General features: G+C 70.1%; 12 protein-coding genes. 4 read left to right on the top strand and 8 right to left on the bottom strand.

What is annotated here, in order from left to right; genetic code table 11:
* Positions 1-37 precede the first annotated feature (37 nt).
* The 3 genes from BN159_RS13975 to BN159_RS13965 all read left to right on the top strand — a co-directional run bounded on the left by BN159_RS13975 (position 38) and on the right by BN159_RS13965 (position 4,317).
* On the top strand, positions 38-2,344 hold the full coding sequence (locus tag BN159_RS13975; RefSeq protein ID WP_015657625.1) for a polysaccharide lyase 8 family protein: 2,307 nt from the start codon (positions 38-40) through the stop codon (positions 2,342-2,344).
* A gap of 154 nt (positions 2,345-2,498) precedes the next feature.
* Complete coding sequence (locus tag BN159_RS13970) at positions 2,499-4,082, top strand: acyl-CoA carboxylase subunit beta (protein WP_015657624.1); 1,584 nt, start codon at positions 2,499-2,501, stop codon at positions 4,080-4,082.
* Between the two features lie 46 nt (positions 4,083-4,128).
* Positions 4,129-4,317, top strand: coding sequence for an acyl-CoA carboxylase subunit epsilon (locus BN159_RS13965; protein WP_015657623.1), 189 nt, complete (start codon positions 4,129-4,131; stop codon positions 4,315-4,317).
* A 176-nt stretch (positions 4,318-4,493) separates the two neighbouring features.
* Here BN159_RS13965 and BN159_RS13960 read toward each other — a convergent pair whose 3' ends face one another.
* The 8 genes from BN159_RS13960 to BN159_RS13925 all read right to left on the bottom strand — a co-directional run bounded on the left by BN159_RS13960 (position 4,494) and on the right by BN159_RS13925 (position 14,931).
* On the bottom strand, positions 4,494-5,075 hold the full coding sequence (locus BN159_RS13960) for a GTP-binding protein (protein WP_015657622.1): 582 nt from the start codon (positions 5,073-5,075) through the stop codon (positions 4,494-4,496).
* Positions 5,056-5,640 (bottom strand): DUF742 domain-containing protein, encoded by a 585-nt coding sequence (locus tag BN159_RS13955; protein WP_015657621.1) that lies wholly within the window; start codon positions 5,638-5,640, stop codon positions 5,056-5,058. Before BN159_RS13955 ends, BN159_RS13960 begins: the two co-directional genes overlap by 20 nt.
* Positions 5,641-5,736: 96 nt before the next feature.
* Positions 5,737-6,150: a roadblock/LC7 domain-containing protein gene (locus BN159_RS13950; protein WP_004983065.1), complete on the bottom strand. Its 414-nt coding sequence runs from the start codon at positions 6,148-6,150 to the stop codon at positions 5,737-5,739.
* 10 nt (positions 6,151-6,160) lie between these two features.
* A complete protein-coding gene (locus BN159_RS13945; RefSeq protein WP_015657620.1) occupies positions 6,161-9,367 on the bottom strand; it encodes a sensor histidine kinase in 3,207 nt (1,068 codons plus the stop codon).
* Between the two features lie 378 nt (positions 9,368-9,745).
* Complete coding sequence (locus BN159_RS13940; RefSeq protein WP_015657619.1) at positions 9,746-10,321, bottom strand: GTP-binding protein; 576 nt, start codon at positions 10,319-10,321, stop codon at positions 9,746-9,748.
* A complete protein-coding gene (locus BN159_RS13935; RefSeq protein ID WP_015657618.1) occupies positions 10,302-10,700 on the bottom strand; it encodes a DUF742 domain-containing protein in 399 nt (132 codons plus the stop codon). The genes BN159_RS13940 and BN159_RS13935 overlap by 20 nt, the downstream gene beginning before the upstream one ends.
* Positions 10,701-10,812: 112 nt before the next feature.
* Positions 10,813-11,226, bottom strand: a complete 414-nt coding sequence (locus tag BN159_RS13930) for a roadblock/LC7 domain-containing protein (protein ID WP_004983056.1) — start codon at positions 11,224-11,226, stop codon at positions 10,813-10,815.
* 9 nt (positions 11,227-11,235) lie between these two features.
* A complete protein-coding gene (locus BN159_RS13925) occupies positions 11,236-14,931 on the bottom strand; it encodes a sensor histidine kinase (RefSeq protein ID WP_015657616.1) in 3,696 nt (1,231 codons plus the stop codon).
* A 567-nt stretch (positions 14,932-15,498) separates the two neighbouring features.
* Here BN159_RS13925 and BN159_RS43910 point away from each other — a divergent pair.
* Positions 15,499-15,687 carry a hypothetical protein gene (locus BN159_RS43910; protein WP_078598799.1) on the top strand — a complete coding sequence of 63 codons (189 nt, stop codon included), beginning with the start codon at positions 15,499-15,501 and terminating at the stop codon, positions 15,685-15,687.
* Positions 15,688-15,715 lie beyond the last annotated feature (28 nt).

Below are 15,715 nucleotides of genomic sequence, written 5' to 3'. Positions count from 1 at the left end.
GAGTGTTCGGAGAACCACTCCCAGGGCAGGAGAGGTCATGCGCATGAATCGCCGGGCGCTGTTCCTGGCCGCCGCCCTGAGCCTCACCGCGGCCGGCGCGGGACGGTCCGAGGGCGCCTACGACTCCTACGACGCGCTCCGGCATCGCTGGCTCGAACTCGCCCTCGGTACCGGCTACGACCCCACCGCAGAGCCGTACGCCTCCCGGCTCGCCGAGACCGGCACCCTCGCCCGCGGCTTCCGGAACACGATGGCGCCCGCCGCGACCTCCCTGTGGCCCGGCCACCCCTACGACCCGCCCGCCGGCATCACCCAGAGCTACAGCCGCCTGTGGACCATGACCCAGGCGTACCTCAAGACCGGCACCGGATCGACCGGGGACCCGGAGCTGCTCGCCGACATCCTCCGCGGGCTCGACCACCTCTCCGCCACCGTCTACAACCCCTCCACCACCCGCTACGGCAACTGGTGGGAATGGCAGATCGGCAGCCCCCGCCTGCTGATGGACATCGCCCTCGCCCTCCACGACCACCTCACCGACGACCGGCGGGCAGCGGCCTGCGCCGCCGTCGACCACTTCGTCCCGGACTCCGCGCTCGCCGACTACTCCGGCACCTCCACCGGCGCCAACCGCGTCGACCTGTGCCGCTCCGTCGCCCTGCGCGGCATCCTCGGCCGGGAACCGGCCAAGATCGCCCTCGCCCGGGACGCGCTCTCCCCGGTGTTCCCGTACGTGACGAAGGGAGACGGCCTCTACGCGGACGGCTCCTTCGTCCAGCACACCCGGGTCGCCTACTCGGGCACCTACGGACAGGTCCTCCTCGACGGGCTCGGACGGCTCTTCGCCCTGCTCGCCGGCTCGCCCTGGGAGGTGACCGACCCGAACCGGCAGCTCGTACTCGACAGCGTCGAGCACGCCTTCGCCCCGCTGATCCATGACGGGCTGATCATGGACGGCGTCAACGGGCGCGCCATCAGCCGGGGACACCTCAAGAGCGACGAGCGGCAGATCCTGCGCGGGGACCACTTCCACGGGCACGGCGTCATCGCCGCCTTCGCGCTGCTGGCGGGCGGCGCGAGCCCGGCGGAGCGGGAGCGCTGGTACGGGAGGATCAAGGGCTGGATCGAGCGGGACACCGTCTCCCCGGTCCTGACCGCACGGCAGTTCCCGGTCGCCGATCTCGCCCGGCTGCACTCCATCGCGGACTCCGCCGTCCCCGCGGCGCCCGAACCCGTCGGCCACCACCTCTTCGCCGCCATGGACCGAGCCGTCCACCGTCGCCCCGGCTTCGTCGCGAGCATCGCCATGGCCAGTGACCGCGTCGCCCACTACGAGTGCGGCAACGGCGAGAACCCACGCGGCTGGCACACCGGCGCCGGAATGCTCTCCTGGTGGGTGCCGGGACAGGGCGGCCAGTACACCGACTGGTTCTGGCCGACCGTCGACTGGTACCGGCTCCCGGGGACCACGGTCTCCACCCGGCGCCTGCCCGACCGTGCCGGTGGCGAATGGGGCGAGCCGAGGCCCGACGCGCGCTGGGTCGGCGGCGTGACCGATGGCGAGTACGCCGCCGTCGGACAGCACCTGAAGGGCCTCGGCTCCAACCTCCAGGCCCGTAAGTCATGGTTCTGCGTCGCGGACGCGGTGATCTGTCTCGGCGCCGGGATCACCTGCGCCGACGGCGTCCCCGTCGAGACGGTGGTCGACAACCGGAACCTCGGGGAGAACGGCGACGCGGCCTTCGTACGCGGCGACGGCTGGGCCCACCTGGAGGGCCACGGCGGCTGGCTGGTACCCGACGGCCGGCTGCGCACCCTCCGCGAGGACCGCACGGGCGCCTGGTCCGACATCAACACCGGCGGTACGACCGAGCGGCGCACCCGACGCTGGCAGACCCTGTGGCTCGACCACGGCGCCGATCCAGAGGACGCCGATTACCTGTACGTCCTGATGCCCGGCGCCCCCCGCCGCACGGTCGCCGCCCGCGCCGCCGACCGCCACTGGCTGTCGGTCCTCGCCAACGACACCGGATGCCAGGCGGTCCGCGTCCCCTCACTCGGTCTGACCGCGGCGAACTTCTGGCGGGCCGGTAGCGCGGGCCCGCTCACCGCGTCCACGGCGGCGAGCGTCCTGGTCCGCCGCGACGGCCGTACCGCTACCCTCTCGGTCGGCGAGCCGCCCCGCACCGGCGCCCCGCTGGAGATCACCTGGGACCGTCCGGTGCGCTCGGTCGTCCGGGCCGACGACACCGTCGAGGTGCTCGCCACGGGCCGCCGACTGCGCGTCCGTGTCACTCCGGGGAGGGCATGTGCGAGCCATGAATGTGAGGTGGCTCTCAGCTGACCGGTTTGTGCGACCTCTACAAGCGCCGGACCCCCTGAGCAGTCGGAACGGCTGCATGCCGCCACGGTTCTGTTCAGGGGTACCAGGAAAACGGGCCGGAGACTGTACGGAGTCGACGGCCCGCTTTCCTTGGCGGGCTTCGTAAGGTCACTACATGACCGTTTTGGAAGAGACCACGGGTGAGCCGACGGACGCGCGCGGCCGGGTCGCCGAGCTGCACGAGATCCGTGCCCAGGCACTGGCCGGTCCCAGCGAGAAGGCGACCGCGGCGCAGCACGCCAAGGGCAAGCTGACCGCCCGGGAGCGGATCGAGCTGCTGCTCGACCCGGGCACCTTCCAGGAGGTCGAACAGCTCCGCCGGCACCGCGCCCAGGGCTTCGGCCTGGAGGCCAAGAAGCCCTACACCGACGGTGTCATCACCGGCTGGGGCACGGTGGAGGGCCGCACGGTCTTCGTCTACGCCCATGACTTCCGCATCTTCGGCGGCGCGCTGGGCGAGGCCCACGCCACGAAGATCCACAAGATCATGGACATGGCCATCGCGGCGGGCGCTCCGCTGGTGTCGCTCAACGACGGTGCGGGCGCGCGTATCCAGGAGGGCGTCTCGGCGCTCGCCGGTTACGGCGGCATCTTCCAGCGCAACACCAAGGCGTCCGGCGTCATCCCGCAGATCTCGGTCATGCTCGGCCCCTGCGCGGGCGGCGCGGCGTACAGCCCGGCGCTCACGGACTTCGTGTTCATGGTCCGCGAGACCTCGCAGATGTTCATCACCGGACCGGACGTGGTCAAGGCGGTGACGGGCGAGGAGATCACCCAGAACGGCCTGGGCGGCGCGGACGTGCACGCCGAGACCTCGGGCGTCTGCCACTTCGCCTACGACGACGAGGAGACGTGCATCGCCGAGGTGCGGTACCTCCTGTCCCTGCTCCCGCAGAACAACCGCGAGAACCCGCCGCGGGTGGAGGCCTCCGACGCCGCGGACCGCCGCGGTGACGTGCTCCTCGACCTGGTCCCGGCGGACGGCAACCGCCCCTACGACATGGCCAAGGTCATCGAGGAGATCGTCGACGACGGCGACTATCTGGAGGTCCACGAGCGCTGGGCGCGGAACATCATCTGCGCGCTGGCCCGGCTGGACGGCCAGGTCGTCGGCATCGTCGCCAATCAGCCGCAGAGCCTGGCGGGCGTCCTGGACATCGAGGCCTCGGAGAAGGCGGCCCGTTTCGTCCAGATGTGTGACGCCTTCAACATCCCGATTCTCACCCTTTTGGACGTACCCGGCTTTCTGCCTGGTGTAGACCAGGAGCACGGTGGGATCATCCGCCACGGCGCGAAGCTGCTGTACGCCTACTGCAACGCGACCGTCCCGCGGATCTCGCTGATCCTGCGCAAGGCGTACGGAGGTGCCTACATCGTCATGGACAGCCAGTCCATCGGCGCGGACCTCACTTACGCGTGGCCGACGAACGAGATCGCCGTGATGGGCGCCGACGGTGCCGCCAACGTCATCTTCCGGCGACAGATCGCGGAGGCCGAGGACCCCGAGGCCATGCGGGCCCGCATGGTCAAGGAGTACAAGTCCGAGCTCATGCACCCCTACTACGCCGCCGAGCGCGGTCTGGTGGACGACGTGATCGACCCGGCGGAGACCCGCGAGGTACTGATCCGGTCCCTGGCGATGCTCCAGTCGAAGCACGCCGACCTCCCCTCCCGCAAGCACGGCAACCCCCCGCAGTAACCCACCGGTACCGCTGCGGAAACCTCTCTCACGGAGACTGACACCCATGAACCTCCCTGACATTCGCGTTGAGAAGGGCCACGCCGAGCCCGAGGAAGTCGCCGCCATCACGGCCATCCTGCTGGCCCGTGCGGCCGCCCAGCCGACGCCTCCGGCCCACCGGGGCCGCCCGAAGGCCGGCTGGCGCCGCCTGGAGCGCGAGCCCGGCTTCCGGGCACCGCACAGCTGGCACTGAGCCTCAGGCCACGACGACTCAGGGCCCCCTCTTTTGAGAGGGGGCCCTGAGCGTTTTTGAGGGGCGCGGGGCTGTATCGATATGCGGCTCCGCCGCGCGGGCGCGACAAGCCACTGGGCTGCCGCAGACGGCAGAAAAACCGTCCGTGGCAGCCCAGTGGCCGCAAGAACATCTACCTACCGCAAGCGAGCCATCAGCGCGTGCTCGACCAGCGTGATCAGCGCGGACTTCGCGTCGGCGCGGTGCCGGGCGTCCGTCGTGATGATCGGGGTGTCGGGACCGATCTGAAGGGCCTCGCGGACCTCGTCCGGGTTGTACGGCTGATTTCCGTCGAACCCGTTCAGCGCGATCACGAAGGGGAGACCGCTGTTCTCGAAGTAGTCGACCGCCGGGAAGCAGTCGGCCAGGCGCCGGGTGTCGACCAGGACCACCGCGCCGATCGCGCCGCGCACCAGGTCGTCCCACATGAACCAGAAGCGGTCCTGGCCGGGCGTACCGAAGAGGTACAGGATCAGGTCCTGGTCCAGGGTGATACGTCCGAAGTCCATGGCGACCGTGGTGGTCGTCTTGTCTCCGGTGTGGGTGAGGTCGTCGATGCCCGCCGAAGCAGACGTCATCACGGCCTCTGTGCGCAGCGGGTTGATCTCCGAGACGGCGCCGACGAACGTGGTCTTGCCCACGCCGAAGCCGCCCGCCACCACGATCTTCGCGGAGGTGGTGGAGCGGGAAGGACCGCCGCTAGAGCTTGCGAAGTCCACTGAGCACCCTTTCGAGCAGTGTCACGTCTGGCTGGCCGCCGGCGTTCTCGTCGCCGCCGGGCTGATGGATGGCGACCAGGCCCGCCTCCGCCAAGTCGGCGACGAGGATCCTGGCCACGCCGAGAGGGATCGTGAGCAGGGCCGAGATCTCGGCCACCGACTTGATCTCCCGGCAGAGGTTGCAGATCCGCTGATGCTCGGGCAGCTGGCCCTGCATCTGGTGCGGCTGCGCGGTGGTGTGCACCAGCGCCTCGATGGCGAGCTGGTAGCGCGGCCTGGTGCGGCCGCCCGTCATGGCGTACGGGCGCACCAGGGGGTTGTTCGACGCCCCGGCGGGCGTCGGCTCAGGGGCGCGGCGCTGCGGCTGCACCGGCTGGATGCGCGGCGTCTGCGGCTGGTCGTACGGTCCGGGACCCTGCGGGCCCTGCGGCGCGTACGGCTGCTGATGCCGCTGCTGGCTCGGCGCGGAGGGGAAGTTGTACCGGTTCTGGGAACCGTCGTTCTGGCCCTGGGCAGGGCCGTACGACCAATTGCCCGATGACGAACCGTCTGGGGGTGTTGCCACTTTCTCTCCTCCTCCGACTGTGCCGGGCACCCATCACGTGGAAGCCGCGTCCCGAAACCTTACGGCCACGGGACGCCAAAACGCACCGTCTGTCTGTTAGTTGAGAAGGCTCCCTTGGAGCTCCGCACGCAGATCCGGGGTAAGGACCGTACCTGCACGGTCGACCAGAAGGGCCATCTCGTACCCAATGAGGCCGATGTCCGCCTCCGGGTGGGCGAGAACCGCGAGCGAAGAACCGTCGGAGATGGACATGATGAAGAGGAATCCCCTCTCCATCTCCACAACCGTCTGGTTCACGCTGCCGCCTTCGAAGATGCGCGAGGCACCGGCGGTCAGCGAGGTCAGACCGGAGGCGACGGCCGCAAGCTGGTCGGCGCGGTCGCGCGGAAAGCCTTCGGACATCGCCAGAAGGAGTCCGTCGGCGGAGACCACCACCGTGTGCGACACCCCGGGGGTGTTGTCCACGAAGTTGGTGATCAACCAGTTCAGGTTCTGTGCCGCCTGGCTCATCGGGCTCACACTAACGCTCCTGGTTGTAGGTGCTGTCAGGATTGAAGCCCTGACCGTTCGTTTCACTTCCCGCACTGCGACCCCGCTGGACACCGCGGCGCAGGTTGCTCAGCCTGCCCCGGACGTCCTCGGGAGCGCGGGAGACCTGTGGGCCGCCCTGGGGGGTGGCTTCGGCGGCTCCCTCGACCAGGTTGGCCTTGGGCACCCGCCGGGGCAGACCGGAGGAGGTGACTCCGCCCGCCTTGGGCTTACGGAGCGCCGACGCCTGCTGCCAGCGGTCGTCGTTCGCCGAACGCCAGCCGGAGTCGCCGGAGTTGTCCGCGGGGGCCGGCGTCTCCGGCTTCGCGGGCCGGGCGCCGTTCGTGCCGCCCGCAGCGGATCCGCGGCGGGGCAGCCCGGCGTCGGTCAGCGTGTGGGGGGCGGAGGCAGCCGATCCAGGACGCTCGAAGCCTACGCGGTCGCGCTCATTTGTGTCAGCGGCCTGCGGAGATTCCGTTTCCGGAGCGTAATGGTCGGCGTAGCTGCCGCGGACGTCGTCCTGCTGCGGCCAGTCGTCCTGGTAGCGCTGCTCTTCGAAGGCCGGGAAGGACTCCGGGGCGGGGGCGTGCGCGGCCGCGGGCGCCCCCTGGACCGGCTCCGCATAGCCCGGCTCGGGGTAGCCGCCGTTCGACGAGAAGGCGTCGTTCTGCGGCAGGCCGCCGTTCGGCGCGTAGTACTGCTCCTCGTACGCCGGCTGCTGGGGCTCCTCGTACGACGTCTGCTGGTCGTACGCCCCCTGCTGCTCGGGGAAGCCCGCACCGTTGTTGTCGTAGCCGCGCTGCCCGGCGTACTCGTCGTACGCGCCCTCCTCGGGGCCCTCGAGAGCGGGCGGCTGGCCGGTCGTCTGGGCCTCCAGGGCCGCCCGGCGCTCCTCGCGCATCAGGGAGCGGCCGACCGGGTCCAGATCGCGGATGTCGTCCGGGACCTCGTAGCGGCTGTCGTCGAAGCCCAGCTCGGCCGCCGTGCGCATCGGCTGGCGGTTGCTGAAGTCCTCACCCTGGAAGTGCTGCTCCGGGATGATCTGCGAGACCGTGAACTCGTCCTGCATCGGCGCCGTCTCGCCACCACCACCGTGGGTGATCGCGTCGGGGAGCATGACCAGCGAGGTGGTACCGGCCTGCTCGCCCGAGGGGCGCAGCTGGACCCGGATGCCGTGCCGGTCGGACAGCCGGCCGACCACGAACAGACCCATGCGCTGGGAGATCGCGGCGTCCACGGTCGGCGGGTTGGCCAGCTTGTGGTTGATGTCCGCGAAGTCCTCGGCGGTCAGGCCGATGCCCTTGTCGTGGATCTCGACCATGACGCGGCCGTCCGGGAGACGGGTCGCGGTGACGCGGACCTTGGTCTGCGGGGAGGAGAACGTGGTGGCGTTCTCCAGCAGCTCGGCCAGCAGGTGCACGAGGTCGGTCACGGCGCGGCCGTGGATCTCGGCCTCCGGGACGCCGGAGAGCTCGATGCGCTCGTACTGCTCCACCTCGGAGGAGGCGGCGCGCAGCACGTCGACCAGCGGGACCGGCTGGTCCCAGCGGCGGCCGGGCTCCTCGCCGGCGAGGACCAGGAGGTTCTCGCCGTTGCGGCGCATACGGGTCGCGAGGTGGTCCAGGCGGAAGAGGTTCTCCAGCTGGTCCGGGTCGGCCTCGTTGTTCTCCAGGTCGGTGATCAGGGTCAGCTGGCCCTCGATCAGCGACTGGTTGCGGCGCGACAGGTTGGTGAAGATCGCGTTGATGTTGCCCCGCAGGAGGGCCTGCTCGGCGGCGAGCCGGACGGCCTCGCGGTGGACCTGGTCGAAGGCGCGGGCGACCTCGCCGATCTCGTCGGTGGTGGTGATCGGGATCGGCGCCACCCGGGTGTCGACCCGGCCGGGGTCGGTGCGCGAGAGCTGGTCGACCAGCATCGGCAGCCGCTGCTCGGCGATGCCGAAGGCGGCGTTGCGCAGCTGGCGCATCGAGCGGGACATCTGGCGGGCGACCATGCCGGCCAGGATGAACGCGGCGAGCAGGGCGACCACGACGGCGGCACCCACGATGAAGGCGTCACGCTTGGCGTCGTCGGCGATCGTCGCGGCCTCGTTCACCGCGGCGTCGGCCATGTCCGACTCGATCTGCCGGTAGGCGTCGTACTTGAGGGTGTTGACCGCCCACCAGTTCTCGGCGGTGACGCCCTTCTGGGCCAGCCCAAGACGCTCGGTGGGGTCGGTGGTCTTCAGACCCGCGACCGCCCGGACCATGTCGGTGGTCTTCTCCGGCGGCGACACGTAGTCCGGGTTCTCGGCCTTGGCCTGCTTGGCCAGCGCCGCGCCCTTGGTGCGGATGTCGGCCTCGGCGTCCTTGAGTTTCTGCGCGTCCGCCTCGGTGCCACCACCGATGTACTCCTGGACGGCGATGCCCTCCAGGTAGGCGTACGAGGACAGGGCGACCTTCTGGCTGGTGAAGCTGCCGGTGCCGGGGCCCGGCTGGACCAGCAGGTGCATACCGATGGAGCGCTGGAGCGACAGGGCCGCCTTGGTCAGCTCCATCGCGTAGACCGTACGGCCGTACGAGGTGATGTTTCCGGTGCCGAGGCCGAGCTCGTTGGCGAACTCGGTCAGCGGGTGGGCGACGCTGACGTAGCCCTCCTCGGTCTCCACACCGGTGAGCTTGGTGGTGTACGCGCGCTCACGCAGGGTCTGGAGCTGCGGCTCGACCTTGCGGAACAGTGACAGACGGCGCTCGAGGCCCGCCTTCTCCGGCATGCTCTGCGTCGCCTCGTCGAAGAGGTCGGCCGCGTCGTCCGTCGCCTTGCGGGTCGCGGTGACGGTCGCCTTGTCCTTCGCCGTCTGGGCGGAGCCCTTCAGCAGCGGCGCGGCGGTGACGTCACGCTCGTTGTAGAGCGCGTCCGCGTAGTTCAGGGAGGCCCGCACCAGACGCGCGGTGTTCTCCGCGTCCTCGGCCTCCTGCCAGGTGTCGATCGAGCTCTTCACCTGGAAGCCGCCCATGACCAGGCCGACCAGCACGGGTATGAGCAGAATCGCGTTCAGCCGCGTCGGCACGCGCCAGTTGCGCGGGGAGAGACGGCCGCCGCTCGGAGCAGGCGCGGCCGTCGGCTCGGGACCGGGCACAGGGGCGGGCGCCGCTCCGCGCGGCGGCGGGGTGAAGTTGCCCCGGGCCGACGGCTCGGGACCGTTCTTGCTTCGCCTCACTCGACCAACAACCTTCCGGCGGTCGGCACCTACGTTGTGCCGCAGTGTCTCAGAGCCCAGTACCTCATCGACTGATGAGTACGTCATTGACTATTGGGCAGTTCAGGCATTCCAGCACGTGGACCTGCGCACTTCCAAACATGCGGAAGCGATCTTTCCACGTGATGTAAGCCCTGGATAAAACGGTCATACAGAGCGAGCCCCGTCAAAAGACGGGGCCTTTGTGCGCACAGCGAGACCGGTTGACCGCGACGCGTGGCGGTACCACTCGATTCCTCTGCCGAAACGTTATGAACACCGAAGCCGACCGTGTCAAAGGCCACAGCCGGCTCCGGGACATCTACGACAACCGCCGTACGCGGCCGCCGATTTCGTTACCTACCTCAGTCGTGCCATCAGCGCGTGCTCGACCAGCGTGATCAACGCACTCTTGGCATCGGAGCGGTGCCGGGCGTCCGTCGTGATGATGGGGGTGTCGGGGCCGATCTGAAGGGCCTCGCGCACCTCCTCGGGCGCGTACGGCTGGTGCCCGTCGAAGCCGTTGAGGGCCACGACGAACGGCAGGCCGCTGTTCTCGAAGTAGTCGACCGCCGGGAAGCAGTCGGCCAGGCGCCGGGTGTCGACCAGCACGACCGCGCCGATCGCGCCGCGCACCAGGTCGTCCCACATGAACCAGAAGCGGTCCTGGCCGGGCGTACCGAAGAGGTACAGGATCAGGTCCTGGTCCAGGGTGATACGTCCGAAGTCCATGGCGACCGTGGTGGTCGTCTTGTCCCCGGTGTGGGTGAGGTCGTCGATGCCCGCGCTCGCGGACGTCATGACAGCCTCCGTGCGCAGCGGGTTGATCTCGGAGACGGCGCCGACGAACGTCGTCTTGCCGACGCCGAAGCCGCCCGCCACCACGATCTTCGCGGAGGTGGTCGCCCGGCCTCCGTCAGAGCTTGCGAAGTCCACTGAGCACCCTTTCGAGCAGCGTCACATCCGGAGCGCCGCCGTTGTTCTCGTCGCCGCCCGGCTGGTGAATGGCGACAAGCCCGGCCTCCGCCAAGTCGGCGACGAGGATCCGGGCCACACCGAGAGGCATCGACAGCAGCGCCGAGACCTCGGCGACCGACTTGACCTCACGGCACAGATGGCAGATGCGCTGGTGCTCCGGGAGCAGCCCCATGAGCGCTGCCGGGTCGGCCGTGGTGCTGATCAGGGCCTCGATGGCCAGCTGGTAGCGCGGCCGGGTCCGGCCGCCGGTCATCGCATAGGGACGTACCAGCGGCTGGTCGCCCTCATCCTCGTACGGCTCCGCGTACGGATCATGAGAGGCGTTGGGCGGGGTCATGAATCCTCCGGGCGGGACAGCATGTGGGTCAGTCGTGCCGTCTGAACGGGGCCGGTGGGGGGACTGTGTCGGCCTGACGGTGATTTGGTGAGGCGGGTGGATCCGAGGTGGGTCAGTGGAGCAGACTGCCTTGCAGCTCGGCACGGAGATCGGGCGTGAGCACCGCACCCGCCCGGTCCACCAGCAGCGCCATTTCGTAGCCGACGAGGCCGATGTCGCACTCGGGGTGCGCGAGCACGGCCAGGGAAGAGCCGTCGGAGACGGACATGAGGAAAAGGAATCCTCGCTCCATCTCCACGACCGTCTGTGCCACGTTGCCGCCCTCGAAGATCCGGGAGGCACCGGCGGTCAGCGAGGTCAGTCCGGACGCGACGGCCGCCAGCTGGTCGGCACGGTCGCGCGGGAATCCCTCCGAGAGCGCCAGCAGAAGTCCGTCGGCGGACACGACGACGGTGTGGGACACCCCGGGGGTGTTGTCCACGAAGTTGGTGATCAACCAGTTGAGGTTCTGTGCCGCCTGGCTCATCTGACTCAACTAACGCTCCTGCTGGTGAGTGGGGCTCGGGAAGCTGCCGGTCTGACCGTTGCCGGCCTGACGACCCTGCGCGATACCCCGACGGAGATTGGTCAGCCGTCCACGTACGTCATCAGGCGCACGCGAGACCTGCGGACCGGCTTGGTGCTGTTGCTGCTGAGCCGTGCCCGGGACGAGGTTCGCCCTGGGCACCCGCTTGGGCAGGCCGGAGGTGGTGACCCCGCCCGCGGCCGGCTGGCGGACCCGCTCTGCCTGCCGGACGAGGTCGTCGTTCGGCGAGCTGCGCCAGGTGCCGGTGGCGGCCGGGCGCTGCGGAGCGGGAGGAGTGTGGGGGGCCTGGGACTGCGGTGCCTGGGCCGGAGCGGGCGCCGAGCCGTTGGGCTGCTGCCCATGGCCCTGCTGTGCCTGCTGCTGGCCGTGGAACCAGTTGGTCTCCAGGGTGTCGTACAGCGGCGTCCGTCCGTCACCGGGACCGGCCGCCGGCGGCAGCGCCTCGGGCTCGGGACGGGTCGGGCGTGCCTGCGGACGCGGCGGGGCCGGCGGACGCGGGGGGCTGTAGTCGGCCGGACCGCCCGCCTGGGGCCGCTGGAACTGGCCCGTGGTGGACGGGTTCTGCTGTCCCGGCAGGGAGTGCTGTCCGGTCGAGCTGCCGTCGTAGCCCTGTGCCGAGCCGTTGTTGTAGCCCTGCGGAGCCGGGAACTGCCCCGTGGACTGGTTGCCCGCCGGGCCGTAGAGGTCCGGGCGGGCGTACTCGCCCGTCTGCTGACCCTGCGGAACGTTCGGCCGCTGGTACTGGCCGGTGTTCTGCGGGGAGTCGTACGACGGGGCCTGGCGGCCGTCGCCGCGCGGGACCGCGGGCATCTCGGCCGTCGTGGCCGGGCCCTGCCGGTCGTCGATCCGCGGCATCCGCGAGGTCTGCGCCGGGTCCTGCTCGTCATGGCCGCGCGGGGTGTCCAGCGAGGCGCGCGGCACCGGCGGCTGGGCGTTCTCGTCGCTCCAGCTCGGCGTGCGCGGCTGACCGGCACCGGCGCCCGGCAGTTCGGCCCGGGGGCCGCGGCGGGTGCCCGGCAGCTGCGGCCGACGGTTACGACGGCCACCGCCGCCCTGCTCGGCCTTGTTGCTCGCGGACTGCTGCGGGGCGGGCGGCGTGGGACGGCCGCCACCGAAGGCGTCCTGACCCTGGGACGCCGATGCCGTGGGACGCCCACCGAAGGCGTCCGGGGCACCGGAGCCCGCGGCCTGGAGGCCCTGCGTGGCGCCGGGCGCCTGCTGCCCGAAGCCGACGGGGGACTGCGGAGCCTGACGGCCCTGCGGAGGTCCGGCCGGAGCCTGCGGTCCACGCGGGCCGCCGGGACGGCCGGCCGAATCACGGCCGGGCAGCGCGGCGCGCGGTCCCTGACCGGCACCGAGCAGACCACCGGAGGCACCGCCACCGAGGGCACCCGCGCTGGGCGATCCGGCACCGACGGCACCGCTCTGCCGACGCGCGGCGGCGGCACCGGCGGCGGCCTGCGCGGCGGCGGGACCGCCGGAGGAACCCTGGCCGGGCTTGCCCGGAGCGGGCTTCTTGCCGCCCTGGGCGACATCGACGGGGAGCATGACCAGCGCGGTCGTACCACCGGAGTCGGACGGACGCAGCTGGATGCGGATGCCGTGCCGCTGCGACAGACGACCGACCACGAAGAGGCCCATGCGGCGGGAGACGGAGACGTCCACGGTGGGCGGCGAGGCGAGCCGCTCGTTGATCGCCGCGAGGTCCTCGGGGGAGAGGCCGATACCGGTGTCGTGGATCTCGATCAGCACCCGGCCGTCGGGCAGCGCGTGACCGGTGACCTTGACCTTGGTCTGCGGGGAGGAGAACGAGGTCGCGTTCTCCAGCAGCTCGGCGAGCAGGTGCACGAGGTCGTTGACCACACGGCCGGCCACTTCGGTGGTCGGCACCGAGGCCAGCTCGATGCGCTCGTACTGCTCCACCTCGGACGCGGCGGCGCGGAGCACGTCGACCAGCGGGACCGGGCGGGTCCAGCGGCGGCCGGGCTCTTCACCGGCGAGAACGAGGAGGTTCTCACCGTTACGGCGCATGCGGGTCGCGAGGTGGTCGAGCTTGAACAGCGAGGACAGCTGGTCCGGGTCGGCCTCGCGGGACTCCAGTTCGGAGATCAGCGACAGCTGACGCTGGATAAGACCCTGGGAGCGGCGCGAGAGGTTGGTGAACATCGCGTTGACGTTGCCCCGCAGAAGGGCCTGCTCGGCGGCGAGGCGGACCGCCTCGCGGTGCACGTCGTCGAAGGCCGCGGCCACTCGGCCGATCTCGTCCCGGGAGTGCACACCGACCGACTCCACGGACGTGTCGACGTCCTGCGGGTCGGACTCGGACAGCTGCTTGACCAGCTCGGGCAGTCGGTCCGAGGCGACCTTGGTGGCGGTCTCCTCGAGCCTGCGCAGCGAGCGGATCATGGAGCGGGCCACGACGAAGGCGCCGACCAGGGACACACCGAGCACGAGCAGGATCAGCACACCGGAGATGATCGCGTCGCGCTCGGAGTCGTTGCGCAGCTCGCGGGCCTTCTGCTCCATCTGCTCCAGGAGCGTGCGCTCGATGTTGCCCATCTGCTCGATCTTGATCGAGCTGTCGTCCACCCAGTCCTTGTACGAGCGCCGGTCCACCGTGGCCAGACCACTGGTGATGGCGCGGTCGCCGTAGGTGTCGGTGGCCTGGATCGTGGAGTTGCCCTCCTCGACCGGCTTGAGCAGCTCGGCGGCGCCCTCACCGCCGTAGATCGCCTTGAAGCTGGCGAGTTCGGAGGTCTGGCTGGCCAGCGCCGACTGGGCGTAGAGCCGGTCGTTGTCCGAGAGGTCGCCGGTGGCCTTGGTGTTCACCGGCAGGGCCGCGGCGAGCACCGCGCGCTGGATGGAGGCGTACTCCTTGGCGGAGGAGAAGGCCGCCAGCGCACGGGTGCGCTGGATCATGTCGGGGTTGCTGGTCGCCTCGGCCATGTCCTGGGAGAGGTCCAGCAGGTGCTCGATCAGCCGGTGGTAGGCCTCGACCGTCTGCGTGGAGTTGTCCTCGGCCTGGTAGGCGTCGCGGCGGATGCTGCTGAGCGTGCGCAGGTCACGGACGACACCGACGAGGGTGTCGTGGACGCCCTGGAGGTTGCCGTCGGAGGTGTCGACCTCTTCGGCGGACTCGATGAAGTTCTCGCGCAGCCGGTCGGTCTTGTCGGTGTAGCCCTTGACCGTGTAGCCGGTGGCCTTCTCGCCGTGCGCCAGCGGACCCGCGGACTGGTCGCGCTCCTCCTGGAGCGCGGCGGCCAGCTCGGTGGCCTGCTTGGTCATGTCCGTCAGCAGCTTCATGTTGTCGAGCTGCTGCATGTCGTCCATGGAGTCGCTGATACGCAGAGCGCCCAGCGACGTGGCCGCGACGACCGGAAGAGCGAGCAGCGACACCAGGCGCGTGGAGATACGCCAGTTGCGCAGGGCTATTCGCGGACCCGGGTTGGTGGGACCCTTCGGCGGCTTGACCGCCGGGGCCGTGGGGCTCGCCGGACCCGAGCCACCCGGAGCGCCGTCAGCGGACGCGGCCGAGCCCGGGTTCTGGGCGTGCTGGGGCGAGGGACTGCCGGCATTGGGGCCAGTCCCGCCGTGCAGCTCCGGCTCCGCCGAAGCACTGCCATCCCTCTTGAATCGTCCCTGCACTAGCGTCGCAACCTCTGGACCAGGCCCCCTCCGAATGAACGGACAGGACGGTGTCGGCGTAGTAGAGGACGTCCTGAATTACGTCCCCTGATGGTCGTGAGTGACCGGCGCTGGCTCCCCCTTCCGCCGCCGCTCGGCGCTGTTGCGCCCTGCGCGCCGGCACGAACCTGCGGCGGTCCGTGGAATTCCAGCACAGTGCAGGATCTCCAACAAGGGCCGTGGACCGAGCCGTGACCTAGGTGACGCCTTGTGAGTGCTGAGTCACCCGACGTAGAAAGTGATCCACCCTAAAACGGACGTATTGGAGCGAGTTGCTTAGGGGCGGGGGGTGTCCCAGTCCTCATGATCAGGAGCGGAATGATGGCTTCAGGTCGCTAATGTCCGTTTCATTAGGGTGGGTTGTGGGCCTGATTTGACCGGTTTGAGTCTGAACCCGTGAGCAAACTCACACGCAGGTCATGGGGTCTTCACGGCTTTCCCGGGGAATCGGATGTTTAGCCTGGCGCTTTACAAGAGGGCGCGATCTGCCAACTCTCCCACCGCACACGAACAGGGCTGCGTACAACCGTGAAGACGACGATGATGATCCGCACCATAGCCAACCCGCGGCGCACGACGCTGGCCCACCTCGACGGCGCCGACGACCTGCGCACCCCGGAGCGGCCGGAGCACTCCGTCGATCTCCCGACCCAGACCGCGAACCCGCGCCGCACGGTCCTGGACCAGCTGCCCCTCGCCGCCACCGCAGCGGAGTAATGCCGCGAGCGGGCCGCCCCGGCCGCGT

The sequence above is a fragment of the Streptomyces davaonensis JCM 4913 genome (assembly GCF_000349325.1).
GTDB lineage: Bacteria > Actinomycetota > Actinomycetes > Streptomycetales > Streptomycetaceae > Streptomyces > Streptomyces davaonensis.
This window is presented reverse-complemented; position numbering and strand designations above follow the sequence as displayed.